General features: G+C 62.9%; 22 protein-coding genes and 1 tRNA gene. 5 read left to right on the plus strand and 18 right to left on the minus strand.

Annotated features, from left to right (window positions below; genetic code table 11):
- Nucleotide 1: 1 nt before the first annotated feature.
- From FN060_RS09665 to paaN, 6 genes are all read right to left on the minus strand, one after another.
- Nucleotides 2–703, minus strand: coding sequence for an ABC transporter ATP-binding protein (locus tag FN060_RS09665; RefSeq protein ID WP_142587853.1), 702 nt, complete (start codon nt 701–703; stop codon nt 2–4).
- Nucleotides 690–1,481, minus strand: coding sequence for an ABC transporter ATP-binding protein (locus FN060_RS09670; protein ID WP_142587854.1), 792 nt, complete (start codon nt 1,479–1,481; stop codon nt 690–692). Before FN060_RS09670 ends, FN060_RS09665 begins: the two co-directional genes overlap by 14 nt.
- Entirely contained in the window at nt 1,478–2,434 is a 957-nt protein-coding gene (locus FN060_RS09675) for a branched-chain amino acid ABC transporter permease (RefSeq protein ID WP_142587855.1), read from the minus strand. Before FN060_RS09675 ends, FN060_RS09670 begins: the two co-directional genes overlap by 4 nt.
- A gap of 2 nt (nt 2,435–2,436) precedes the next feature.
- On the minus strand, nt 2,437–3,309 hold the full coding sequence (locus tag FN060_RS09680) for a branched-chain amino acid ABC transporter permease (RefSeq protein ID WP_142587856.1): 873 nt from the start codon (nt 3,307–3,309) through the stop codon (nt 2,437–2,439).
- Nucleotides 3,310–3,429: 120 nt separating this feature from the next.
- A complete protein-coding gene (locus FN060_RS09685) occupies nt 3,430–4,575 on the minus strand; it encodes an ABC transporter substrate-binding protein (protein WP_142587857.1) in 1,146 nt (381 codons plus the stop codon).
- 36 nt (nt 4,576–4,611) lie between these two features.
- A complete protein-coding gene (gene paaN, locus FN060_RS09690; RefSeq protein WP_142587858.1) occupies nt 4,612–6,261 on the minus strand; it encodes a phenylacetic acid degradation protein PaaN in 1,650 nt (549 codons plus the stop codon).
- Nucleotides 6,262–6,373: 112 nt separating this feature from the next.
- Between paaN and paaG the strand changes: the two genes are divergently transcribed.
- The 4 genes from paaG (at nt 6,374) to FN060_RS09710 (ending at nt 9,660) form a co-directional block, all read left to right on the plus strand.
- Nucleotides 6,374–7,168, plus strand: coding sequence for a 2-(1,2-epoxy-1,2-dihydrophenyl)acetyl-CoA isomerase PaaG (gene paaG, locus FN060_RS09695; RefSeq protein ID WP_142587859.1), 795 nt, complete (start codon nt 6,374–6,376; stop codon nt 7,166–7,168).
- On the plus strand, nt 7,165–7,614 hold the full coding sequence (paaI, locus tag FN060_RS09700; protein ID WP_142587860.1) for a hydroxyphenylacetyl-CoA thioesterase PaaI: 450 nt from the start codon (nt 7,165–7,167) through the stop codon (nt 7,612–7,614). The genes paaG and paaI overlap by 4 nt, the downstream gene beginning before the upstream one ends.
- Nucleotides 7,615–7,642: 28 nt before the next feature.
- Nucleotides 7,643–8,953 carry a phenylacetate--CoA ligase PaaK gene (gene paaK, locus FN060_RS09705; protein WP_077546546.1) on the plus strand — a complete coding sequence of 437 codons (1,311 nt, stop codon included), beginning with the start codon at nt 7,643–7,645 and terminating at the stop codon, nt 8,951–8,953.
- A gap of 107 nt (nt 8,954–9,060) precedes the next feature.
- Nucleotides 9,061–9,660 carry a TetR/AcrR family transcriptional regulator gene (locus FN060_RS09710; protein WP_077546547.1) on the plus strand — a complete coding sequence of 200 codons (600 nt, stop codon included), beginning with the start codon at nt 9,061–9,063 and terminating at the stop codon, nt 9,658–9,660.
- Nucleotides 9,661–9,796: 136 nt separating this feature from the next.
- Here FN060_RS09710 and paaZ read toward each other — a convergent pair whose 3' ends face one another.
- The 9 genes from paaZ to FN060_RS09755 all read right to left on the minus strand — a co-directional run bounded on the left by paaZ (nt 9,797) and on the right by FN060_RS09755 (nt 18,675).
- Nucleotides 9,797–11,866 (minus strand): phenylacetic acid degradation bifunctional protein PaaZ, encoded by a 2,070-nt coding sequence (paaZ, locus tag FN060_RS09715; RefSeq protein ID WP_142587861.1) that lies wholly within the window; start codon nt 11,864–11,866, stop codon nt 9,797–9,799.
- Between the two features lie 53 nt (nt 11,867–11,919).
- Complete coding sequence (locus FN060_RS09720; protein ID WP_210187308.1) at nt 11,920–12,672, minus strand: Phenylacetic acid catabolic protein; 753 nt, start codon at nt 12,670–12,672, stop codon at nt 11,920–11,922.
- A gap of 7 nt (nt 12,673–12,679) precedes the next feature.
- Nucleotides 12,680–13,756, minus strand: a complete 1,077-nt coding sequence (paaE, locus tag FN060_RS09725; RefSeq protein WP_077546550.1) for a 1,2-phenylacetyl-CoA epoxidase subunit PaaE — start codon at nt 13,754–13,756, stop codon at nt 12,680–12,682.
- Nucleotides 13,757–13,783: 27 nt separating this feature from the next.
- The gene (gene paaD, locus FN060_RS09730; protein WP_142587862.1) at nt 13,784–14,308 is read right to left on the minus strand and encodes a 1,2-phenylacetyl-CoA epoxidase subunit PaaD; all 525 of its coding nucleotides are present in this window, start codon (nt 14,306–14,308) and stop codon (nt 13,784–13,786) included.
- Nucleotides 14,309–14,313: 5 nt separating this feature from the next.
- Nucleotides 14,314–15,096 (minus strand): 1,2-phenylacetyl-CoA epoxidase subunit PaaC, encoded by a 783-nt coding sequence (gene paaC / locus FN060_RS09735; RefSeq protein WP_142587863.1) that lies wholly within the window; start codon nt 15,094–15,096, stop codon nt 14,314–14,316.
- Entirely contained in the window at nt 15,096–15,380 is a 285-nt protein-coding gene (gene paaB, locus FN060_RS09740) for a 1,2-phenylacetyl-CoA epoxidase subunit PaaB (protein WP_077546889.1), read from the minus strand. The genes paaC and paaB overlap by 1 nt, the downstream gene beginning before the upstream one ends.
- 57 nt (nt 15,381–15,437) lie before the next feature.
- Entirely contained in the window at nt 15,438–16,439 is a 1,002-nt protein-coding gene (gene paaA / locus FN060_RS09745) for a 1,2-phenylacetyl-CoA epoxidase subunit PaaA (protein ID WP_142587864.1), read from the minus strand.
- A gap of 17 nt (nt 16,440–16,456) precedes the next feature.
- Complete coding sequence (pcaF, locus tag FN060_RS09750; protein ID WP_142587865.1) at nt 16,457–17,662, minus strand: 3-oxoadipyl-CoA thiolase; 1,206 nt, start codon at nt 17,660–17,662, stop codon at nt 16,457–16,459.
- A gap of 173 nt (nt 17,663–17,835) precedes the next feature.
- Entirely contained in the window at nt 17,836–18,675 is an 840-nt protein-coding gene (locus FN060_RS09755; protein WP_142587866.1) for a PaaX family transcriptional regulator C-terminal domain-containing protein, read from the minus strand.
- A gap of 291 nt (nt 18,676–18,966) precedes the next feature.
- On the opposite strand from FN060_RS09755, the gene FN060_RS09760 reads away from it, so the two are divergent.
- Entirely contained in the window at nt 18,967–20,307 is a 1,341-nt protein-coding gene (locus FN060_RS09760) for a TadE/TadG family type IV pilus assembly protein (protein WP_142587867.1), read from the plus strand.
- 185 nt (nt 20,308–20,492) lie between these two features.
- Here the strand turns inward: FN060_RS09760 and FN060_RS09765 are convergent.
- The 3 genes from FN060_RS09765 to FN060_RS09775 form a co-directional block, all read right to left on the minus strand.
- Nucleotides 20,493–20,568: transfer RNA gene (locus FN060_RS09765), tRNA-Lys, on the minus strand.
- A 123-nt stretch (nt 20,569–20,691) separates the two neighbouring features.
- Nucleotides 20,692–21,606: a PhzF family phenazine biosynthesis protein gene (locus FN060_RS09770; protein WP_142587868.1), complete on the minus strand. Its 915-nt coding sequence runs from the start codon at nt 21,604–21,606 to the stop codon at nt 20,692–20,694.
- 98 nt (nt 21,607–21,704) lie between these two features.
- A complete protein-coding gene (locus tag FN060_RS09775; protein ID WP_142587869.1) occupies nt 21,705–22,811 on the minus strand; it encodes an endonuclease/exonuclease/phosphatase family protein in 1,107 nt (368 codons plus the stop codon).
- Nucleotides 22,812–22,831: the final 20 nt, after the last annotated feature.

A 22,831-nucleotide genomic window follows, 5' to 3' on the forward strand; every position in this document is an offset into this window, starting at 1 on the left:
TTCAGATTCCCAGATAGGCTTCGCGAATACGCGGGTCGGCAATCAGCTCTTCCGCCGCGCCTGACATGGTGATGCGGCCCGTTTCCATGACATAGCCGCGATCGGCGATCTTGAGCGCGCCGAAGGCGTTCTGCTCGACCAGGAGCACCGTGACGTCGAGAGCCTTCAATCCCTTGACCACATCGAAGATCTGGCTGACGATGATCGGCGCCAGCCCCATCGACGGTTCGTCGAGCAGAAGGCATGAGGGCCGACCCATCAATGCCCGCGCCATGGCGAGCATCTGCTGCTGCCCGCCCGAAAGGCCGCCTGCCGCCAGATTGCGCTTCTCCCGCAGGATCGGGAACATCTGGAAGGCGTCCTCCATGTCCTTCTCTACCCGGTCGTCGTTGAACAGGAAGGCTCCGAGCCTCAGGTTCTCATCGACGGTGAGATTGGTGAAGATCTGCCTCCCCTCGGGCGACTGCGCGAGACCACGGCGCAGCCGTTTGTAGGCCGGCACCGGCGTCAACGCCTCGCCGCGGAACGTGATCTGCCCCGCCGTCACCGGCTGGACGCCCGAAAGGCAGCGCAGGAGCGTGGTCTTCCCCGCCCCGTTGGCTCCTACGACCGTAACGATCTCGCCGCTGTCGACGCTGAGGTCGATCCCATGCAGCACCTCGATGCGCCCATAACGCGAACGCAAGCCCTCAACGGTCAGCATGTTCAGCTCCCAGATAAGCGGCGATCACAGCCGGATCCTTGCTGACCGTGGCCGGGTCACCCTCGGCAATCTTCTCGCCATGGTCCAGAACAACGATGTGATTGGAAATCCGCATGACCATCTTCATGTCGTGTTCGACCAGCAGGATGGCGACGCCCGAGGCCGCCACCTCGGCGATCAGATGGTCTATTTCCGCCGTTTCCACGGCGTTGCAGCCAGCCGCAGGCTCGTCCAGGAGGAGTATCTTCGGGTTTAACGCCAGAGCGCGGGCAATCTCCAGTCGCTTCAGGGAGCCATAGGAGAGGTTTCCCGCCTCGCGTTCCGCTGCCCGCTCCAGCCCGACGCGACCAAGCAGCGCCATCGCACCCTCCCGGGCGGCTTCCGCCCTGCGGCGGGAGGCAGGCAGGCTCAGCATGTCCGCCAGGATCGATCCCTGCTCCTGCAGGTGGTAGCCGGTCACGGCATTGTCCAGCACGGACATCGACTGGAAGATTTGCAGGTTCTGGAAGGTGCGGCTCATGCCGCGGCGGGCAAGCAGATGCGGCTCCATTCCCGTGACATCCTCGCCGTTGAGCACCACGCGACCACTGCCGGCCTGATAGATGCCCGAGATCATGTTGAAGAGCGTCGTCTTGCCGGCACCGTTCGGCCCGATCACCGAAACGATCTCTCCAGGCTTCACCTGGAAGCTGACGTCGTTGACGGCCTTCAAGCCACCGAAGGTGATCCCGAGACCCTCGACGGACAGAAGCGTCGTCTGGCTATCGCGGTCGCTCATTCACCCGTCCCCCTCAGCTTGCGCAGAATCGAGGGCAGAAGCCCCTCGCGCAGGAAGATCATTACCAGCATCATCACCAGACCCAGGACCAGTTGCTCGTATTCGGCAAAGACTGTCAGGACCTGCGGAAGCAACGTCAGTATGCCGGCGCCGAAAATGGCGCCAAGGACCGAGCCGACACCACCCAGAACTGCCATCGTGACCATCTCGATCGAATGCATAAAGCCGGCCACGTCGGGAGTGATGAACTTGTTCTGCAGCGCCAGGAGCGAGCCGGAAACCGAGGCATAGACGGCGGAGACAACGAAGGCGTTGAGCTTCATCCGGGCGACGTCGACACCAACCGTTCGCGCCGCGATCTCGGACCCGTGCAGCGCCCTCAGCGCGCGCCCTGTCGGGCTGTTGTAGAGGTTGAGCGCGAGCCAGGCGCCGAGGAGCAGGCAGAGACCGGAGAAGAAATACCAGAACTCGCCGTTCGTGAGGTCCAGTCCTAAATCCTTCAGCAGTCCGCGCAGACCTAGATCGGCCACGTCGATCCCGTCAGGCCCGCCGGTCAGTTCCCGCTCGTTGTTGAGCACCATCGACACGAGAATGCCGAAGCCGAGCGAGGCGACGGCCAGATAATAGCCCTTCAGTCGGAGGATCGGCCGGCCGACCAACCACGCGAGAACAGCCGAGATGAGCGCGCCCAGCACGACCGCCAAGGCCGGGTGGATCCCAAGATGAACCGGCGCGAGCGCACAGGCATAGGCGCCGATACCCGCAAATCCGGCGTGACCGAGGCTGATCTGGCCCGCATATCCGGTCAGGATCACGATACCCGTGACCGCAAGCCCGTTCACGAAGATCAGTGCCCCGACACGGTAGTAATAGCCGGAGGGAAAGAAGAATGGCGTCAGCGCGATCAGCACGGCAAGCGTGAGGAGGGTCGCCTGTTTGGGTGTCAGCTTCATGGTTACACCCGTTGCGTCGCCTGGCGTCCAAACAGACCATGCGGCAGAAAGAACAGCACCAGCAGGATCACGATGAACGCAGCCGCGTCCTTGTATTGCGATGACAGGTATCCGGCCGTCAGCGCCTCGATCAGCCCGATGAGGAAACCGCCGACCAGCGCGCCCTTCGGGTTGCCCATGCCGCCCAGCATTGCGCCGGCGAAGCCTTTCAGGGCAAAGCCGATCCCTACACTGTAGGCAGTCAGCGTAATCGGGGTCGCAAGCACACCGGCCAGGGCACCGATCGCGGCAGACAGCGCGAAGGAAAGGGTCATAATGAAATTCGTGTTGATCCCCACCAGTTGGGCGGCCAGCCTGTTGTTGGATGTAGCTAGCACCGCGCGACCGAGGAGCGTGCGGGTAAAGAAGACCCACAAGCCTGCGAAGATCACGAGTGCGCCGCCAATCACCCAGAGGCTCTGGGGTAGGATCGTCGCGCCGCCGATCCGGAGCGGTTCGTCGCCGGAGAAGGCCGGGAACGTGTGAATCTGCTTGTCGAAGATCAGCTGCGCGCCGCCCTGAATGAAGATGGAGGCGCCGATGGTGATGATGATCAGCGAGACGACAGGCGCGCCGCGCGCCGGCTCGATCGCCAGCTTGTTGATCGCAACGCCAAGCGCCGCCGTCGCCACTATGGCGATCAGCGCAGCAAGCGGCAGGGGCAGGCCCGCGGCATAGGCGAACCATGTGATCATGCCGCCCAGCATGACGAACTCGCCCTGCGCGAAGTTCACCACATCGGAAGCGTTGTAGATGAGCGTGAAGCCGAGCGCGACGAGCGCGTAGACCGCGCCGACCGTCACGCCGGAGAAAAGGAATTGCAGAAGCTCCGACATGAGGCTCTCCGGCTCGGATAGGTGTCGCAGGGTTGCACTTGGCCGGTCCGGCAGAGCCGGGCGCGGCCGTCACAATGGCATGAGAGCCGGGTCGCGGCGGACCCGGCTCCGGTCAGGCAATCATTCCACCAGGGCCCACTTACCGTCCTTGATCTCCAGCATGCGGAACGCCGACAGGTCGAGGCCCAGGTGATCCTCGGGAGAGAAGGTGTAGGTACCGGTCGTGCCGGCGAGGCCGGAGGTGGACTCGATCGCGTCGCGGATTGCGGCCGGCTCGGCCGAACCTGCACGCTTCAAGGCATCCGTGAGAATGAGGAAGGCATCGTGGGCATAGCCGCCGAACGTGCTGACCGGCGCCTTGAACTTGTCCTCGTAGGCGGTCTTGTAGGTCGTGACGACCGGCTTCTGGGCATCATCATCCGCGAGCAGCCCGGCAACCAGAAGCGCCGTGCCGGGAAGACGCACGCCTTCTGCCGCGTCCGCACCGGCGAGCTCGATGAAGCCGTCGGATGCTACGCCATGTGACTGGTAGAGCGGCAGGTCGATTGCGAGCTGCTTGTAGTTGCGGGTCACGATGGACGGGCCCTGGCCAAAACCGGGGTTGAGAACCGCCTGCACGCCTTCGGCACCCTTAATCTTGGTGAGCTGTGCCGTCATGTCGGCATCCTTGGGATCATAGGTCTCGTCGGCGACGATCTCGATGCCGTAGTCTCCGACAACCGACTTGCACTGCGCCTGCATCGAGGCGCCGAAGCCGTCGGTGCCGGAAATCATGCCGACCTTGGTGTAGCCCTGCTTCTTCATGTCCTCGAAGATCTTCTGGCAGGCCATGCGGTCGGTATGGGGGGTCTTGAAGGTAAACGGCTTCACCGGGTCGATGATGTCGATCGCGCCGGCCAGCGAGATGAACGGGATCTCGGCATCCTCGGTCACCGAAAGGATCGACATGGACGTGCCGGTCGTGGTGCCGCCGATGATCGCGACGACCTCGTCATCCTCGACGAGACGTGTGGCAAAGGTACGTGCCTTGTTCGGATCTCCGCCGTCGTCGTAGAGCACCAGCTTGATTTCCTCGCCATTGATGCCGCCGGCGGCATTCAGTTCCTCGACGAGCATTTCAAGCGTCTTCGCCTCCGGGTCGCCCAGGAAGGCGGCAGGTCCCGTCGCCGAAACGCTGGCACCGATGCGAACCTCGGCCTGAGCGGCCGGTGACAGGCCGAGGCCGGCCAGAAGTACGAGTGCGGTAGTGGTCAGAGCCTTTTTCATTCTACTCTCCTCCTCGAGAATGATGCGATGATGATATCAGGAAGTGACGGTCCGCCGCCACATGACGCGGCGGAACCGGGTTGCGACAAAAGCGGTGTCCGTCAGGCTGGCATTGCCTGCCGGATTGGCGCCCGTGACGTGGAAGTCGCTGAAGGCAGCGGACTGGTTGACGAAGATGTTGCCGGTCAGGTTGATTGACAGGTTGACGCCCGCTGCCGTGAAGGCTGCGATGGCGCGCCCGATACGGTCCTCGTCGGTATCGTAGAGTGCAGCCGTGATAGCCCCCTTGCGCGCGGCAAGGTCAGCCGCCCGCGCGATGCCGTCATCGGCATCCTTCGTGGCGACGAGGAAGGCTACCGGACCGAAGCACTCGGACTCCGCGACGGCGTCACCGGCATCGACCGCCATCAGCAGCGGTGTGGCGGTGCGTCCCTCGCCCAAGGCGCCGGACTCCCGGATCACCCTGCCTCTGGCACGGACACTGTCGCGCCGGGCAAGCGTTGCCGGATTGGCAACAGCGCCGCAGACGCCCGCCGCCCGCGCCGGATCGTCCAGTAGCGCGTCGATTGCCTTGCCGATGCCATCTGCCACGCTGTCGAAGCTCAGATGCCCCTTGTCGGTGTCGATCCCGTCGACAGAAATGTAGATGTTCTGCGGCGCCGTACACATCTGCCCGGAATAGAGCGACAGGGAGAAGGCGAGGTTCGCACACATGCTGTCGAAGTCGTCCGTCGCGGCGATGACGACGCTGTTGACGCCCGCCTCTTCGGTGAAGAGCTGCGCCTGTCGCGCATTCTCCCGCAGCCAGCCGCCGAACTGGTTGGAGCCCGTATAGTCGATCAGCTTGACGGCCGGATCGGTGGCCAGTTCCGTGGTGATCTCCGCGCCCGGCGCGTCCACGGCCAGCAGCACAGCGTCCATGGGCAGGCCTTCTTCGGCCAACACCTCGCGGGCAACGCGCACCGTCAGCGCCATCGGCAGGATGGCGGCCGGATGCGGCTTGACGATGACGGGATTACCTGTGGCGAGGCTCGCAAACAGGCCGGGATAACTGTTCCAGGTCGGAAAGGTGTTGCAGCCTATGGTCAGCGCGACACCGGCGGGAACGAGCGTCCAGTGCTTTTCGAGAAGGATCGGCGCGGCTTTGCCTTGCGGCTTTTCCCACCGGGCCTCTGTCGGGAAACGGGTCATCTCCTCCCAGGCAACTGCCACCGCTTCGAGACCTCGATCCTGGGCATGGGGACCTCCGGCCTGGAACGCCATCGCAAAGGCTTGTCCAGTCGTATGCTGGGTTGCATGACCAATCAGGAAGCTCATCCGGTTCAGGCGGTGGAGGATTTCCAGGCATACGCCGACGCGCTCCTCGACCCCGGCCGCAGCCAGTGCCGGTGCTGCATTCTTCGCCGCGGCAATCAAGGCGGCCGGCTCACTGGCGGGATAAGTAATGCCGAGCTCGGGGCCGAAGGGGGACACTTCCGCGCCTCGCCGAGACGTTTCGGGATGGCCGGTGAGTTGGAAGAGCTGACCTTTCAGGGCTGCAAACGCGGCCTCGCCGTCTGCCTTGGCAGTCTCGCCATAGTTCTTGCTGCTGGGGACTTCCGGATATGGTGTCCAGTAGCTGCGCTCGTGCAGTGCCGTGACGGCACGCTCCAGAAGCGCGCGATGGCGGCTGAACAGATCGGTCATGGCACTCTCCCAACCCGGGCTCCTCCCCGGTCGCCTTTATAATTGACCGACCGGTCGGACTATGCAACAAGAATCTTCAGGAGCCGCCGGGAGATGCGGCAGGGAGATAGAGATGACCGGTTCGGAAACGGTTCTGTCGACTCTTGTCGATGGCGTATTGAAGCTCACCCTCAACCGACCAGACAAGCTGAATTCCTTCAATGAGGAAATGCACCTCGCCTTCCGCGCCGGGCTCGAGCAGGCCCGCGACGACTCGGAGGTGCGTGCCGTTCTGATCACCGGGTCGGGACGCGGCTTCTGTGCCGGACAGGATCTCGGAGACCGGGATCCGCGCAAGGGTGGTCCTGCCCCCGATCTCGGCCATACGCTCGAGACCTTTTACAATCCGAACCTGAGGCTCATCCGCGCGCTGGAAAAGCCGGTCATCTGTGGGGTGAACGGCGTGGCTGCAGGCGCTGGAGCCAACATCGCTCTCGCCTGCGACATTGTACTGGCGGCCCGTTCGGCCAAGTTCATCCAGGCATTCTCCAAGATTGGACTGATCCCCGACGCCGGCGGCAGTTGGAGCCTTGCCCGCATATTGGGCGAACCGCGTGCCAAGGCACTGGCCCTCACTGCCGAACCGCTTTCGGGGGAGAAGGCCGCCGAATGGGGCATGATCTGGAAGGCCGTGGATGACGACCAGCTGATGAACGAAGCCACGGCGCTCGCGGGGAGCCTTGCCGGCGGTCCGACCGTCGGCCTTGGCCTCACGAAACGGCTGATCCAGGCGGCAGCGACCAACAGCCTCGATATGCACCTTGACATGGAGCGTGACTGCCAGCGAACCGCCGGTCGCACTGCAGACTATGCCGAAGGTGTCACCGCCTTCCTCGAAAAACGCAAGCCGGAGTTCAAGGGCCGATGAAAGCTGTCGCAGACATGAACCCTCAGGAGATCGCCGAAGCCTCCGCACGGGCGATGTGGAACGATGATGCGGCCAGCCAGCGGCTTGGCATGAGCCTCGACCATATTGCGCCCGGCCAGGCGACTCTCTCCGTCACTGTCACGGAGGCGATGTCGAACGGCCATGGCAACTGCCATGGAGGTTACATCTTCACCCTCGCTGACAGCGCCTTCGCCTTCGCCTGCAACAGCTATAACGAGATGGTCGTCGCGCAGCACTGCTCGATCACCTACATCAATCCGGTGCGTATCGGCGACCGGTTGACTGCCACGGCCGCCGAGGTCTCGCGCCGCGGCCGCTCCGGCATCTACGACATCCGCATCACCAATCAGGACGGCGTCCACGTTGCCGAGTTCCGCGGCCACTCGCGCACCGTCAAGGGCACCCACGTTCCGGTCGACGCCTGACCGCGCCACCATTCCAAGGGAGGAAACCATGGAAGACCTGACCCCGAACCCGAAAGACCTGGACCCGATCGAGACAGCATCGCGCGATGAGATCGAAGCCCTGCAGTTCCATCGGATGAAACGGTCGCTGAAGCATGCCTACGAGAATTCGCCCTTCTATCGGAAGCGCTTCATCGAACAGGATGTACATCCCGAGGAACTGAAGTCGCTGAAGGACATCGCCAGGTTCCCCTTCACCACCAAGCAGGATCTGCGCGACACCTACCCCTTTGGCATGTTCGCCGTGCCGCAGTCCAAGCTGGTCCGCATCCACGGCTCCTCCGGCACCACCGGCAAGCCCACCGTGGTCGGCTACACGGCAGCCGACATCGATCATTGGGCTAACCTCATCGCCCGCTCGATTCGTGCGGCAGGCGGCCGTCCCGGTGACATGCTCCACAACGCCTATGGCTATGGCCTCTTCACCGGCGGCCTTGGCGCACATTACGGCGCCGAGCGGCTGGGCTGCACCGTCATTCCGATCTCCGGTGGAATGACCGAGCGGCAGGTCACCCTGATGCACGACTTCAAGCCGCAGATCATCATGGTGACGCCGAGCTACATGCTGTCGATCCTCGACGAATTCAGGCGCCAGGGACTGGACCCGCGGGCGTCCTCCCTGAAGGTCGGCATCTTCGGTGCCGAGCCTTGGACGAATGCGATGCGACAGGAGATCGAGGAAGCCTTCGACATGCATGCCGTCGACATCTACGGGCTTTCCGAAGTGATGGGCCCGGGCGTTGCCCAGGAATGCGTGGAGACGAAGGACGGCCTGCATATCTGGGAGGATCACTTCTATCCCGAGATCATCGATCCGGTGACGGGTGAAGTGCTGCCGGATGGCGAGCTCGGCGAACTGGTGTTCACGACGCTGACCAAGGAAGGTCTGCCGATGGTGCGCTATCGCACCCGCGACCTTACCCGCCTCCTGCCCGGTACCGCTCGCTCGATGCGGCGGATGGAGAAGATCACCGGTCGCAGCGACGACATGATCATCCTTCGCGGCGTCAATGTCTTCCCGACCCAGATCGAGGAGCAGATTCTGAAGTGCAAGGGACTGGCGCCGCATTTCCAGATCGAACTGACACGCAGCGGCCGGATGGACAACATGACCGTCCATGTCGAATGCACGGCCGACCGGTCCGCCGAGGACGCACGCGCCTTCTCGGCCAAGGAACTTGCACATCACATCAAGTCGGTGGTGGGCGTCACCACGCGTGTTCTCGTCTGTGATCCGAACGGCGTTCCCCGGTCGGAAGGGAAGGCGAAGCGGGTCGTCGACAACCGGCCGAAGGAGTGATCCGCGCGGGGTGACATTCACAGCCGGAGTCATTAGACGAAACAAGTCTCGCGGCGCCTCGTTCGAGCAACGACCGCGAGGCCCGAGATATTTTGGAAAGAATTGCCATGGCTCGGACACGAGCTCAGGATTTTGAAGAGAAGCAGCGCAGTATTCTGGACAAGGCCGCGGAAGTCTTCGCGACGCAAGGCATGGAGAAAGCTTCCATGTCCCAGGTCGCAAGTCATGCTCAGGTGTCCAAGGCCCTGCTCTACCACTATTATCCCAGCAAGGACGCGCTGATCTTCGCAATCATCATCACGCATCTTGAAACGCTGGACGCCGCCGTCGCTGATGCCGACGATCCTTCTCTCCCACCAGGCGAGCGGCTTCGCAAGCTCGTCGGCGCGGTGCTGGAGAACTATCGCGGAGCAGACAACCAGCACAAGGTGCAGTTGAACGCAACCAACACGCTGAGCGATGAGCAGAAGGCCGAGATCCTTGGCCTCGAACGTCATATCGTCCGCCGCTTCTCGGTTGTCATCGACCTCCTCAACCCGGCGCTGAACAATCGCGAGCGTCCCCTGCTCACACCCGTCACCATGTCTCTGTTCGGCATGATGAACTGGATGTACATGTGGTTCCGGGATGGCGGTCGCATCAGCCGCGAAGACTATGCGGATGTCGCGACAACGCTGATCCTCGAGGGGATCAAGGCCGTCCGCTGAACCCTGCTGCTATCGCGAGCAGCGCATCACACACCACGGCCACGGGATACCCGTCGATGGGCACCGCCTCCCCATAGGGGAATCCGGCGGGGTCGATGATTGCATCAATGGCCCGCCGTAGCTACAGACGGAACGGTTACTCCGCGGCCTGGGCGGCAACGGCTGGCCAGGTCTTGGCCACCATCGTCAGCACGTCGTACTGCGCCACCACTGCGCCGTTCTGGTTGGTCACTTGGCAGTCCCAGCGCACTTCCCCATGCTCCGCACTGGCGCGCGGATTGATCTCCTTGCAGGTCAGGCGCACCTGAAGCGTGTCGCCGAAGTAGACCGGGGTCAGGAAGCGCAGGTTGTCGACGCCATAATTCGCGAGGACCGGACCAGGATTGGGCTCGACAAACAGCCCTGCAGCAAAGCTCGCAATCAGGTAGCCATGCGCCACGCGGTCATCGAAGAAGGGATTGGCCCGCGCGGCCTCCGTGTCCATGTGAGCGTAGAAGGTATCGCCGGTGAAGTGCGCGAAGTGTTCCACGTCCTCCTGAGTGACCTGACGGGCCGCCGTGATTAGCTGGTCGCCAATCCTCAGCTCTGCGAGCGACTTGCGGAAAGGATGGACGTCGTGCTGCACCGGCGCACCATCCACCCAGCGGCCTGTCACCGCCGAGAGGAGCCGCGGGCTGCCCTGCACCGCGGTGCGCTGCATGTAGTGCTTGACGCCGCGCATGCCCCCCATCTCCTCGCCGCCACCGGCGCGGCCGGGGCCACCGTGAACGAGCGGCGCGAGTGGCGAGCCGTGTCCAGTCGAGGACTTTGCGGAAGCGCGGTTGCCGATCAGCATACGCCCATGGAAAGGTGCTGCGCCCAGCACGACGTCGGCTGCAACGGCCGGATCGTCGGTGAAGATCGACGAGACCAGTGACCCCTTGCCCAGGTGCGACAGCGCGACGGCCTCTTCGAGGTCGTCGTAAGGCATGACCGTCGAGACCGGTCCGAACGCCTCCACCTCATGCACCGCGCTAGCACCGAATGGTTTCTCGCAATACATCAGCACCGGGTTGAGGAAGGCGCCCTGTGTCGCATCTCCCGAACCAGTCTTCACCTCGTCCGGATTGCCGGCAACGATCTCGGCATCGGCCTGCAGGTCGCGGATGCGGGCCCGGACCTCCTCCCGCTGATCGAGGCTGGCGAGTGGTCCCATGCGGGTCGCCTCTTCGTACGGGAGACCGAGTGTCGTCTTGCCCAGTCGATCGCCGAGTGCAGCGACGAGCGCCTGAACATGAGCGCGCGGAGCAATGACGCGGCGGATAGCCGTGCACTTCTGTCCCGCCTTCGCGGTCATCTCGCGGGCGACTTCCTTGACGAAGAGGTCGAATTCGGGGGTGCCGGGACCGGCATCGGGCCCAAGGATGGACGCATTCAGGCTGTCGGCTTCCATGGTGAAACGGACCGAGTTGGCGACCACCGGGGCATACGACTTGAGCTTGCGTCCGGTCCAGGCGGAGCCGGTGAAGGTCACAGCATCCTGTCCCGTCACATGGTCGAGCATATCGCCGACGGAGCCGCAGACCAGCTGCAACGCGCCTTCAGGCAGTATCCCGGTCTCGATGATCCGGCGGACGCACAATTCGGTGAGGTAGGCCGTCTGCGACGCAGGTTTGACGACGCAAGGGACACCGGCCAGCAGTGTCGGCGCGATCTTCTCCAGCATTCCCCAGATCGGGAAGTTGAAGGCGTTGATGTGGATCGCGACACCGCGCATCGGTGTCAGGATGTGCTGGGCAACGAAGCTGTTGTCCTTCGACAGCGGCTCCACCTCGCCATCGGTCAGGACACGGGTATTGGGCAGCTCGCGGCGCGCCTTCGAGGCAAAGGTCAGCATCGTGCCGATGCCGCCCTCGATGTCGATCCAGCCATCACTGCGCGTGGCCCCGGTGTGGAGGCTTTCCGTGTAGAACTCCTCCTTCCGCTCCATGAGCGCCAGGCCGAGTGCCTTCAACATCGCCGCCCGGTCATGGAAGGACATTTCCCGCAGCTTTGGGCCAGCCACCCGCCGTCCGTGGTCGAGAACGGCGGCGAAGTCTATGCCGGAGGAATCGATGCGCGCCACCGGCGCACCGGTCGCAGCGTCGGACAGAAGCTGCCCCTCGCTCCGGCCGGGGTTCCAGCTTCCGCAGACATAGCTCTCGAGACGACGTGGGGCAGCAGTCATTGCATTTCCTTTAGTTCAGGATGGAGCGCGGGCAATTGGGCCGCGTCATTGTGTCAGAGACCGATCGTGTTCAATCGGTCGGCAAGCTGAGCCTCCCAGCGGCCCAGCAGTTCTTCATTGGGGCTGTGGCGCAGCCCGAATTTCTTCAGGGTCGCGAACCGGGAGGAATTGGCGGTGCCGAAGCCAGCGGCCACGCGGGGACGCCAGTAGGAGAGTGCGACTTCCGCCTCGGCTTTTCCTTCCGGCGTCACGACAATGCGCTCCAGCCCCTCAAACCCGAGTTCGGCATGATGACCCTCGCGCGGCGCGATTTCGCGGAACACATCGGCGAGCGGTCCGTAAGAGACCGCCGTGAGTTCCATCATCTGCACGCCGGTTGCCAGGCCCTGCAAGACGTTCATCACGACCGCATCGGTCCAGCCCGTGATCGGATAGTGGAAGACCGACAGGCGCATGTCGCCCGCCTGACGCCCCGCGCCGACCTCGGCGTCGCGTGCGACGCGAGCGGCCCAGTCATGCTGGCGCTGGTAGCGCTGGATATCCGTTCCGAAGGTTTCCATCACCTTCAACACCCGCTCGGCATGATCGGCCTTCTCCAGGGTGATCCGGCTCGCAGCAATTCGTTCCTTGATGCCCGGCGCATGGTTGATCGCGTTGGCGAACCCGGCCGAGGCCGCCAGCTCGCTGTCGACAAAGGACGACATCAGCCGCATCAGCTCGCCGCGATAGCGGGCCGGGGCATTGTCCGGAGCGGACAGAACCCCGCCCTGCGCCAGGTATTCCTCGATCTGGATCATGTCCGCCACGGCACCCTCACTCGTCATAGGTCACGACCACGCGGTCGGACAGCGGCGTCGACTGGCAGGACAGGGCGTAGCCTGCACGCACCTCGTAATCTTCGAGCGCATGGTTGACCGCCATTTCCACCTCGCCTTCCAGCACCTTGCAGCGGCAGGTGGAACAGACGCCGGCCTTGCAGGAATACGGAGCGTCCATGTTCGCCTCGATGGCCGCCTCGAGGATGGTCTGGCCCTGGCGCGGCATGATGAAGGTGCGGGTTGCACCGTCCAGGGTGACCGTGGCCTCGACCCCGGTTCCGGGTGTGACCGCAACCTTCGACACCGCCTTCTGCTTTGCACGGCCCGGCTGGCCGCTGGCGAACAACTCGAACTTGATCTGGGCATCCGTCAGCCCGTGTTCGCGAAGCGACGCCGCAATTGCGAGCATCATCGGCTCGGGTCCGCAGATGAAGGCCGTATCGACCGCCTTGGGATCGATCCAGTGAGTAAACAGCCCCTTCATCTTCTCCGCGTCAACCCGACCGGTGAAGAGATCGATCTCCTGGCCTTCCTGCTCCAGGACGTGAATGACCGAGAACCGTCCCAGATAGAGGTTCTTCAGGTCCTCCAGTTCCTCGCGGAACATGATCGAGTTGATCTGCCGGTTGGCGTAGACCAGCGTGAACTTCGACTGCGGCTCGCTAGCGAGCACCGTCTTGATGATCGAGAGGAGCGGCGTGATGCCGGAGCCGCCGGCAAAGCCGAGGTATTGCTTGGCCGCTTCTGGTTCGATGGCCGTGAAGAAACGGCCCATCGGAGGCATGGCCTCGATCACGTCGTCGGGCAAGAGATTCTCATTTGCCCAGGTCGAGAATGCTCCACCGTCGACCCGCTTGATCCCGACCCGCAGGACCCCTTCCCCCTTGCCGGCGCAGATGGAGTAGGAGCGGCGCAGTTCCTCGCCGTCGAATTCCCGGCGGAAGGTGAGATACTGGCCCTGGGTAAAGTCGAAGAGCGCCCGGTCTTCATCCCGGGGCGCCAGCGTTACGACCACGGCGTCGCGGGTTTCGCGGCGGACATCAGTCACTTTCAGCGGATGGAAGCGTGCCATTGGGTTGTTCCTAAAGAGCGGGCATCGTCAGATGCACTTGAAGTAGTCAAAGGGTTCCAGGCAGTCTTTGCAGCGATAGCTCGCCTTGCAGGGCGTCGAGCCGAACTGGCTGATCTTCTCGGTATTCGTCGATCCGCAACGCGGACATGCAACCGTCATGTTGGAACGACCCGAAAGTCGCGCGACCCGTCCCAGCAGGCGCCCGTCGGCGGCAGTACCGTCGATGGGCGGTGCGATGCCATAGGCGCGCAGCTTTTCGCGCGCATCGGCGTTGATCCAGTCGGAGGTCCAGGCTGGCGACAGCTGACGCTCGATGCGGATCCTGTCGATGCCGTGGCTGCGCAGGGCGTTCTCGATGTCGAGGTTGATGAGGCCCGTCGCCGGACAGCCCGAATAGGTGGGCGTGACCGTGACGACCAGGGTGTCATCCTCCCACGTCACCTGCCGGACGATCCCCAGATCCGTAACGCTGATCACGGGAATTTCCGGGTCGGGCACTTCGGACAGCCAGCGCCAAACCTCCACGGTATCGGGCTTGCTCGCCTGTTCCATGACGGCTACCAGACAGCGCCGGGATAGGCGCGCTGCAGGAACTGCATCTCCGCCAGGATGAAGCCCAGATGTTCCGAGTGAACGCCCTTCTTGCCGCCACCCGCACCAGTAATCCCGTGCTGCCAGACCGTGTCCGGGTAGGAAAGAGTGGCCTCGGATAGCACGGCCTTGACTGTCCCTTCCCACGCGGCCCGCAGCGATGACGGCAAGGGTGCTATCCCCACCTCGGCCATGGCGGCGTCGACGGCATCATCATGGAACATCTCGCCCGTATAAGGCCAGAGTGCCTTCAGGGCCTTCTCCATGCGTCGGTGGCTTTCCGCGGTACCGTCGCCCAGCCGGATGATCAGGTCGGCCGACCGTTCCAGGTGGTAGGCGACTTCCTTCTCCGCCTTGGCCGCGATGTCGGCAACGCGTTTGTCGGTGGAGGTCTTCAGCGCGCGCAGGAGGTTGATGTGGAAGGCATCGAACAGGAACTGGCGCATCAGCGTCTGGCCGAAATCGCCATTGGGGCGCTCGACCAGCAGCACGTTGCGGAAATCCGCCGCATCGCGCAGATAGGCGAGATCGTCGGCGCTGCGGCCCTTGCCTTCGACTTCACCGGCCAAGCCGAGCCACAGCTGACACTGGCCGATCAGGTCGAGGGCCTGGTTGGCCAGCGCGATATCCTCTTCGAGGACGGGAGAATGACCGCACCATTCGGACACGCGATGCCCCAGCACCAGTGCATTGTCGCCGATGCGCTGCAGCCACTCGGAGAATGCGAACTGATCAACGGCGGTCGCCATCACATGTGCCCCACTTCGCTCGGGATGTCGAAGAAGGTCGGGTGACGATAGACCTTGGCGTTCGACGGCTCGAACAGCGGTCCCTTGTCGGACGGGCTCGACGCGGTGATGTCGTTCGAGCGCACGACCCAGATCGAGACGCCTTCGTTGCGGCGCGTATAGACGTCGCGGGCGTTGCGGATGGCCATTTCCGCGTCGGGCGCGTGGAGGCTGCCGACATGGCGATGGTTCAGGCCATGCTGGCCGCGGATGAAGACTTCCCAAAGGGGCCATTCGTTGGACATTACTGTTTCCTCCCGGAAAATTGGATGTTGGACTGCGGGCTGAAGACCCGCGGCAATTCACTCTGCGGCGATCTTCGCGCTTGCGCGAAGCGCCTCTTCCTTCTGCGCGTGGGCGAGCAGCCCCTCGCGGAACCAGGCGCCGTCTTCCCAGGCCGTGACGCGCGCTTCCATGCGCTCGGCGTTGCACGGACCGTTGCCGGCGATCACCTCGAAGAACTCGGTCCAGTCCGGCTCGCTGAAGTCATAGCCGCCCTTCTCCTCGTTCCACTTCAGGTTTGGATCAGGGATGGTCAGGCCCAGGTATTCGGCCTGCGGCACGGTCTGGTCGACGAACTTCTGGCGCAGTTCATCATTGGTGTTGATCTTGATCTTCCACTGCATGGACTGGGCCGAATGCACCGAGTCCTTGTCCGACGGGCCGAACATCATCAGCGACGGATACCAGAAGCGGTTCAACGCATCCTGCGCCATCGCCTTCTGCTCCGGCGTGCCCTGCAGGCACATCTTCATCAGGATGTCGTAGCCCTGGCGCTGGTGGAAGGATTCCTCCTTGCAGATGCGGATCATGGCGCGGCTGTAGGGGCCGTAGCTGGTCCGCTGCAGCGGCACCTGGTTCATGATCGCAGCCCCATCGACCAGCCAGCCGACCGCGCCGATATCGGCCCAGTTCAGGGTCGGATAGTTGAAGATCGACGAGTATTTCATCTTGCCGCTGTGCAGGAGTTCGATCAGCTCGTCGCGGCTGACACCGAGCGTCTCCGCTGCGGAATAGAGGTAGAGGCCGTGGCCTGCTTCGTCCTGGACCTTGGCAAGCAGGATCTGCTTGCGCTCCAGCGTCGGAGCGCGGGTGATCCAGTTGCCCTCCGGCAGCTGGCCGACGATCTCGCTGTGGGCGTGCTGGCCGATCTGGCGGATGAGCGTCTTGCGATAGCCTTCCGGCATCCACTCCTTGGGCTCGATCTTCTCACCCCGGTCAATGCGGTCCTGGAAAGCCTGTTCTTCCGGCGTCATCTCCTCGCGCGCCTTGGCGCCTTCGGCCTTTACCATCTGTGCGTACATGGGGGGCTCCTCCCTGTTCAGACGCGTTCGATTATCATGGCGATCCCCTGCCCCACACCGATGCACATCGTGCAGAGCGCATAGCGTCCGCCGGTGCGGTGAAGCTGGTACATCGCGGTCATCACGAGGCGCGCGCCGGACATCCCGAGGGGATGCCCAAGCGCAATGGCGCCTCCATTCGGGTTCACATGCGGCGCATCATCCGGCAGACCGAGATCGCGCAGCGTCGCCAGAGCCTGGCTGGCAAAAGCCTCGTTCAACTCCATCACATCCATCTGTTCGATGGTGAGGCCGGCGCGCGCCAGAACCTTCTTCGCTGCTGGCGCCGGGCCGATGCCCATGATCCGCGGCTCCACGCCGGCGGCCGCCATAGCGACGATCCGCGCCTTCGGCGTCAGGCCCTGTGCCGACGCCGCCTGCTCGCAAAGGACGGCAAGCGCTGCCGCACCGTCGTTGACCCCGGACGCATTGCCGGCCGTCACGCTGAGCTCAGGCCCGTTCACGCCCTTGAGCCTCGACAGTTGCTCCACGGTCGTACCGGGACGCGGATGCTCATCGGTATCGACGACGAGCGGATCGCCCTTCTTCTGGGGTAATGTGACGGGCACGATCTCGTCGGCGAATAGCCCGGCCGCCTGCGCAGCCGCCCAGCGCGCGTGGCTGCGGGCAGCAAAAGCATCCTGGTCTGCGCGGCTGACCGCGAAATCGGCGGCCACATTGTCGGCGGTCTGCGGCATGGAATCGATGCCGAACTCCGCCTTCATCTTAGGATTGACGAAGCGCCAGCCGATCGTGGTGTCATAGACGGCGTTCGACCGAGAAAAGGCAGTTTCAGCCTTCGGCATGACGAAGGGTGCGCGGCTCATGCTCTCGACACCACCGGCGATGACGAAATCACAATCGCCCGCCTTGATCGCACGGGCTGCCATCCCGATTGCATCCATGCCCGAACCACACAGCCGGTTGACGGTGGTGCCCGGAACGACGACCGGCATCCCAGCAAGGAGAGCGGCCATGCGGCCGACATTGCGATTGTCTTCGCCTGCCTGGTTGGCGCAGCCATAGACGAGGTCGTCCACAGCCGACCAGTCGACGCCCGGATTGCGCGTCATCAGTGCCTTCAAGGGCAGTGCGGCGAGATCGTCGGCGCGAACCTGCGCCAGAGCGCCGCCATAGCGTCCGATCGGCGTCCGGACCGCATCACAGATATAGGCGTCGCGCATTATCCCTCCCATTCGGCCTTCCGGTCGCGAGCGGCTCTCCCCATTCACCGACCGATCGGTCAACTTATAGCTTCTAAAACATCACATGCAAAGTGGTTTTTTTCATGTTCGCGTGATGTGTTGAGTCACGCAGCCCCCTGCGCGGTGTGACGGAACCAGAATGAGTCACTTGATCAGATAGTTGGTTCGAGGAGGCGATCCCTGCTGGCTACAGTCTGTGCCGGCAGCGCTCCCTCCTCCCCTTCGCACCGGGCGGCGATATGACGTTCCGCGGCAGGTGTGAGGCGCAGGTACAGCCGGCGGAACAGGTCCCGCGCATCATGACCGCTCCAGCCGGGCGGCAGCGCCGCCTGCGGCAGGCGCGGGTCGCGCAGAAGCACATGTCGATAGGCGTGCACGAGCAGCAGCCGCGCCATCACAGCATCCGCGTCCGACAAGGTGCGGGCGGATATCGACCGCTCGAGCGGCGCGAAGCGTTCGATGATCTCCTCATAACCCGCCTGCAGGGCGGAGAGATCCCAGAATTGGGCAAGACCCGCCGGGTCGTCGGGATCGACGGCATGCAGTGTCAGTGCGCCCGAAGGCGCGGCCTGCCCGCGATCCGGCCGGATGAAGACGGAGCCGCCCATATGGCCCAGTCGCTGCCGCCGCCCCTCCTCCGGAGAGAGCTCCGGAGCATGGATGACCTGCCACCCACGGGCCGGAACATCGTGCCCATAGAGCAAGCCGGCCGCCTGATCGAAGGCCGCCCGCGCCGAGGCATCCAGCCGGTAGTAGCTGCGCCGGCCGATCCTCTCCCCCTGAAGCTGTCGCGCGGCAACCAGCCGCGACACGGCGGTCCGTACCAGCGACTCGTTGATGCCGACGCGGGCGCAGAGATCGATCAGGGTGCCGGTCCAGAGCACGCCCCCGCGCGGCACGACCACATCACCATAGATCGTGACGATGAATGCCGCAGCATTCAGCCGCAGGTCGCGCGCAAGGTCGGCAATCGGATCGCTTTCGTTTCTCATGCGCCCAGATACGGCATTGGCCACACCCACCGCAAGCCTGCCGGTCCGAGGCTGAGGCAGGTGGCACCGCCTGGTGCACGTACCGGCCTAACAACGAACTGGGTCATCCGGTTCGGCTGACGTTCAGTGTGGTTGGATGGACGGCAGGTATTCGATCAATCGCTTGGTAATACACCATTAGGAATGGTCGTTAATTCCACCGACACATCTAGTGGATATGAGGTCCTATCGGCCAATGATAAGGCCTTTCTGCTGCATGATGCTGCTTTCGTCCATCGAGAGAGAGTAAGCATGCTCGTCCAACTGAGCCGGATGCTGTCAGATACCACAGGCAATTTCGGGATCATCACAGCACTTCTTATGGTGCCGCTCGTCGGCGCAGCGGGTCTGGCACTCGATATATCGCACGCGCTTTTCATGCGGACCCAGCTCTACAATGCTGCGGACGCAGCAGCAGTGGGCGCGATCACGCCGAACTCTATGGCGGTCGCCAAGGCCATGCAGATGCCCGGCAACGGCACGATTGATATCGGCGCGGAAGACGCCAGAAAATTGTTCCTTCAGCAGATGTCGGGGAAGGATGCGGATCTTCCGCTTGAGGTAGAGGTGTCGGTCACAAAGGAAAATGGAACCATAGAATCACGCGTTACCTTCAACGCAGCCGTGCCGACGACCCTGATGAAGGTGCTCGGCAGAAACACGGTCACGGTAGGCGGCACCGTCAGCGCACGCTATCAGATGCCTGCGTTCATCGATTTTTACATGCTGCTCGACAACACGCCATCGATGGGCGTTGCAGCGACCCCGGGTGACGTCAAAAAGATGGAATATGTCACACGTCATGGCAACGCATCGGGAGGCGACAAGAACTGCGCCTTCGCCTGCCACATCGTCAGCGAAGCGGGGATCGAGGACAAGAGCAGCTATTATAATGTCGCGAAAAACAACGGCATCACCATCCGCATCGACGTCGTGGCGCAGGCGACAGCGGCTCTCATGGCGACCGCTGAGAAAACCCAGACGGTGAAGGGGCAGTTTCGCGTGGCCGCTTATACCTTCGGGAAGACGGCGCAGGATGCTTCGCTCTACAAGGTAGCCGAACTGAGTGAAAGCTTGTCTACGGTTGCCAGCGCAACTGACAAAATCAAGCTGATGAGCATCCCATACCAGAACTACGACAACGATCAGCAGACCAGCTTCGACGATGCTCTCACGAGAATCGAGAAAGAAGTGAAAGGCGTACCTGGCAATGGAAGCAGCGCCGCAGACCGGCAAAAGATAGTATTCTTTGTGGCTGACGGTGTCGGCGACAGCCGCAAGCCAAGCGGTTGCACCAGCCCAAAGGGTAAAGTCGATGCTAACCGCTGCATTGAGCCCATCGACACGAAATACTGCACGAAGCTGAAGGAGCGCAACATCCGAATTGCAGTCCTCTACACTACATACCTCCCGCTCCCCAAGAATGACTTCTGGAACAAATGGGTAAAGCCGTTCGACACGTCAATCGGAGCGAAGATGCACGAATGCGCGAGTCCGGGCTATTATTTCGAGGTAAGCCCCGAAGAGGGCATCAGCCAGGCCATGACTGCCCTGTTCAAGAAGATCGTCAGCACGCCACGCCTGACCAGCTGATTAAACCACTGCTCGCGGAGATCTACTTCTTCGTCTGACTGCGCTTCAGATTGAACGCCAAGTACTGTCGCCGGTTTCCATGTATCGGCGAGGCTTCAAGCACAGGGGGAGACGGAACGCAAATGGAACCGGTCTCCAACAGGCCGGAAACAGAAACTCGGAAAAATGCCGCTAAAAGTTGGTTTTGGTGGGTGATGTAGGGCTCGAACCTACGACCCGCTGATTAAGAGTCAGCTGCTCTACCAACTGAGCTAATCACCCGAATTCCGTCCGCCGCAAGCCGTGCGCCGCCGGTGTGTGAGGGCGTATAATGGGGAACGAATTGCTTGTCCAGCGTCGAACGAAAATAAATTCGGCCAGAAAGAGCGTGCATCGACGGATGGGTCAGAGCTCCAGTGTCCCCCGGGCCAGCCGCACGGCCTCACCCCCGATGCGGGCGCGGGCGATGCGCCCTTCCTTCACGTCGATGTGCAGGTGAATGTAGGAGGGACGCCCCATCTGGACGCCCTGCTCCACCAGCAGCGGGTGATGACCGTCGGGCAGCGCATCGAAATGATGGACGGCACCGGCAAGCGCGGCAACAGCAGAGCCTGTCGCCGGGTCCTCCGTAATTCCCATGTCAGGAGAGAACATGCGCGCGTGGAACTTCGCCTGGTGATGCGTCCCGCCCCGACAGTACACATAGGCAGCCGCGAGACCGCCATCTGCGAACGGGGCAACCTTTTCCCAGAGACCGGGATCGAATTCCAGGCTGTCGACCTCTGTTCGGCCGTGAACCGGTATCATGATGAACGGCACCCCCGCACTCCAGATCGAGGCACGGTGGTTTTCGAAACCGATCGCACCGACCTGCAGGCTGAGCGCATCGGCGAGCCCCTGCATATCCAGCGGAAGATCGACCTTGGTGGGCGTTCTCGGCAGGTCGAATTCTGCGAAGCTCGCGGCGTGCTCGCGAAGCCGCACAGCGCAGCGCACGGGCCCGACCTTCTCCTCCAGCACGCAGACCATGTCGATGTCGCCTTCATGCCCTCGCTGCAACTCCGCCAGCGCCACGGCAGTGCCGACGGTCGGGTGGCCTGCGAAAGGAAGCTCTCGCGCCGGCGTGAAGATCCTCAGGCTCGCAGCATGGGCGGCATTGGACGCCCTCTGGACGAAGACAGTCTCCGACAGGTTCATTTCGCGGGCCACCGCCTGCATCGTCTCGTCGTCGAGATCGTCACCGTCGAAAATGATGGCCAACGGGTTACCCGCAAGAACCTGATCCGTGAACACGTCGTAAATCCCGTAGCGGCGCGCCATCGTCACTCCCTGCACTGCAATCTCCGGATTGCAACCTGCCCGACCCGGCCCATGGACGCAACCCGCCACGAACGACATGGTTGAGGTTGTGGAGAAACCTAAAGGCTCAGTTCCATCACCACCGGGCAATGATCGGACGCCTTGGGACGGTCCCAGCCGATCCTCGGAAACCGCTCGACCTCTTGTCCCGGCGGAAACGGCGTCCGATAGGGCTGACCGCCGCGAACGATTTCAGGCACCGCCGTCGCGTTGCGTGCCGCGAGTGTTGGCGACAACCAGATGTAGTCGAGTTGGCAGAGGTGCTGCTCCTCGGGGCCGCGGGCATGATAGAGGGTCCAGCGATCAAGTTCGGCGCGCCGCTCAACCGGGTTGACCGCAAAGCCATCTGCCGAAAACACGTCCAGCGCGCTCATGTCCTCGCGAACATGGTCGAACCTGTAGCCCAGGCGACGGCTGCCGGTGACGATCACCTTCTCCTGATAATCGTTCATGTCGCCGCAGATCGCGAAATTCTTCTTTGCCGCATGGGTGGCGCCGAAACGATCCTCGATGATCCTGCGCACCGCGGCCGCCTCGGCCGAACGCACCGCCATGGTGCTGATCCGCCCGTCGCCGGGCTCCCGCGCATTGCCCATCGACTTGAAATGCACGACATAGAGCGTCAGCGGACGCCCCCCGATCTTCAGGTCGAGCTCCAGACAATCGCGCTTGAAGACCTTGTCGTGCGGTTTGACGGTTTCCGCCAGCGCCTCGTTGAAGAGATCGAGGTCCGCATAGGTCAGCATGGCATTGCTGCGGATGTCCACGAGTTCGATCGGCTGCCCGTGGCGCGTCTTCTCGCGCATCAGCACCGCCACGTCGATGCCACGGGAATCATTGCCCTCGACTAGGTACTTCTGCATGTAACCATGGCCGACCATCCGAAAGAGGTAGCCGTATTCGAAGGCATGCAGGGCGGGCATGTTGTCCACCTCCTGCAGGCAGAGGATGTCGGCATCGGCATCGGCGATCGCAAGCGCCGAGAGCTGTCGCGTATCATCGGTCGATGCCACGACCCGCGCCTGCTCCATCTGCTCATAGGCATCCTTGCTTCCGACGTCATAGAGGCGCATGACGCGATCACGCCGCAACTGGTTGCGGAATCCCGAGAAATCGAAGCGGGTGATGAGGTTCTCGATGTTGAAGGTGGCGAGGCGAACGGTCATTTCCAATTCCTGGATGGAAA

Origin of the sequence: Pseudorhizobium halotolerans (assembly GCF_902153235.2) — a bacterium.
Lineage (GTDB): Bacteria > Pseudomonadota > Alphaproteobacteria > Rhizobiales > Rhizobiaceae > Neorhizobium > Neorhizobium flavum.

What these genes read in the sequence shown, in the direction of transcription:
- paaI (WP_142587860.1), top strand. Translation starts at nt 7,165, where the DNA reads ATGAAAGCTGTCGCAGACATGAACCCTCAGGAGATCGCCGAAGCCTCC.
- FN060_RS09685 (WP_142587857.1), bottom strand. Translation starts at nt 4,575, where the DNA reads ATGAAAAAGGCTCTGACCACTACCGCACTCGTACTTCTGGCCGGCCTC.
- FN060_RS09770 (WP_142587868.1), bottom strand. Translation starts at nt 21,606, where the DNA reads ATGGCGCGCCGCTACGGGATTTACGACGTGTTCACGGATCAGGTTCTT.
- FN060_RS09775 (WP_142587869.1), bottom strand. Translation starts at nt 22,811, where the DNA reads ATGACCGTTCGCCTCGCCACCTTCAACATCGAGAACCTCATCACCCGC.
- FN060_RS09710 (WP_077546547.1), top strand. Translation starts at nt 9,061, where the DNA reads ATGGCTCGGACACGAGCTCAGGATTTTGAAGAGAAGCAGCGCAGTATT.
- FN060_RS09680 (WP_142587856.1), bottom strand. Translation starts at nt 3,309, where the DNA reads ATGTCGGAGCTTCTGCAATTCCTTTTCTCCGGCGTGACGGTCGGCGCG.
- paaZ (WP_142587861.1), bottom strand. Translation starts at nt 11,866, where the DNA reads ATGACTGCTGCCCCACGTCGTCTCGAGAGCTATGTCTGCGGAAGCTGG.
- paaA (WP_142587864.1), bottom strand. Translation starts at nt 16,439, where the DNA reads ATGTACGCACAGATGGTAAAGGCCGAAGGCGCCAAGGCGCGCGAGGAG.
- paaC (WP_142587863.1), bottom strand. Translation starts at nt 15,096, where the DNA reads ATGGCGACCGCCGTTGATCAGTTCGCATTCTCCGAGTGGCTGCAGCGC.
- paaN (WP_142587858.1), bottom strand. Translation starts at nt 6,261, where the DNA reads ATGACCGATCTGTTCAGCCGCCATCGCGCGCTTCTGGAGCGTGCCGTC.
- paaE (WP_077546550.1), bottom strand. Translation starts at nt 13,756, where the DNA reads ATGGCACGCTTCCATCCGCTGAAAGTGACTGATGTCCGCCGCGAAACC.
- pcaF (WP_142587865.1), bottom strand. Translation starts at nt 17,662, where the DNA reads ATGCGCGACGCCTATATCTGTGATGCGGTCCGGACGCCGATCGGACGC.
- FN060_RS09755 (WP_142587866.1), bottom strand. Translation starts at nt 18,675, where the DNA reads ATGAGAAACGAAAGCGATCCGATTGCCGACCTTGCGCGCGACCTGCGG.
- FN060_RS09760 (WP_142587867.1), top strand. Translation starts at nt 18,967, where the DNA reads ATGCTCGTCCAACTGAGCCGGATGCTGTCAGATACCACAGGCAATTTC.
- paaG (WP_142587859.1), top strand. Translation starts at nt 6,374, where the DNA reads ATGACCGGTTCGGAAACGGTTCTGTCGACTCTTGTCGATGGCGTATTG.
- FN060_RS09670 (WP_142587854.1), bottom strand. Translation starts at nt 1,481, where the DNA reads ATGAGCGACCGCGATAGCCAGACGACGCTTCTGTCCGTCGAGGGTCTC.
- paaK (WP_077546546.1), top strand. Translation starts at nt 7,643, where the DNA reads ATGGAAGACCTGACCCCGAACCCGAAAGACCTGGACCCGATCGAGACA.
- FN060_RS09665 (WP_142587853.1), bottom strand. Translation starts at nt 703, where the DNA reads ATGCTGACCGTTGAGGGCTTGCGTTCGCGTTATGGGCGCATCGAGGTG.
- paaD (WP_142587862.1), bottom strand. Translation starts at nt 14,308, where the DNA reads ATGGAACAGGCGAGCAAGCCCGATACCGTGGAGGTTTGGCGCTGGCTG.
- paaB (WP_077546889.1), bottom strand. Translation starts at nt 15,380, where the DNA reads ATGTCCAACGAATGGCCCCTTTGGGAAGTCTTCATCCGCGGCCAGCAT.
- FN060_RS09675 (WP_142587855.1), bottom strand. Translation starts at nt 2,434, where the DNA reads ATGAAGCTGACACCCAAACAGGCGACCCTCCTCACGCTTGCCGTGCTG.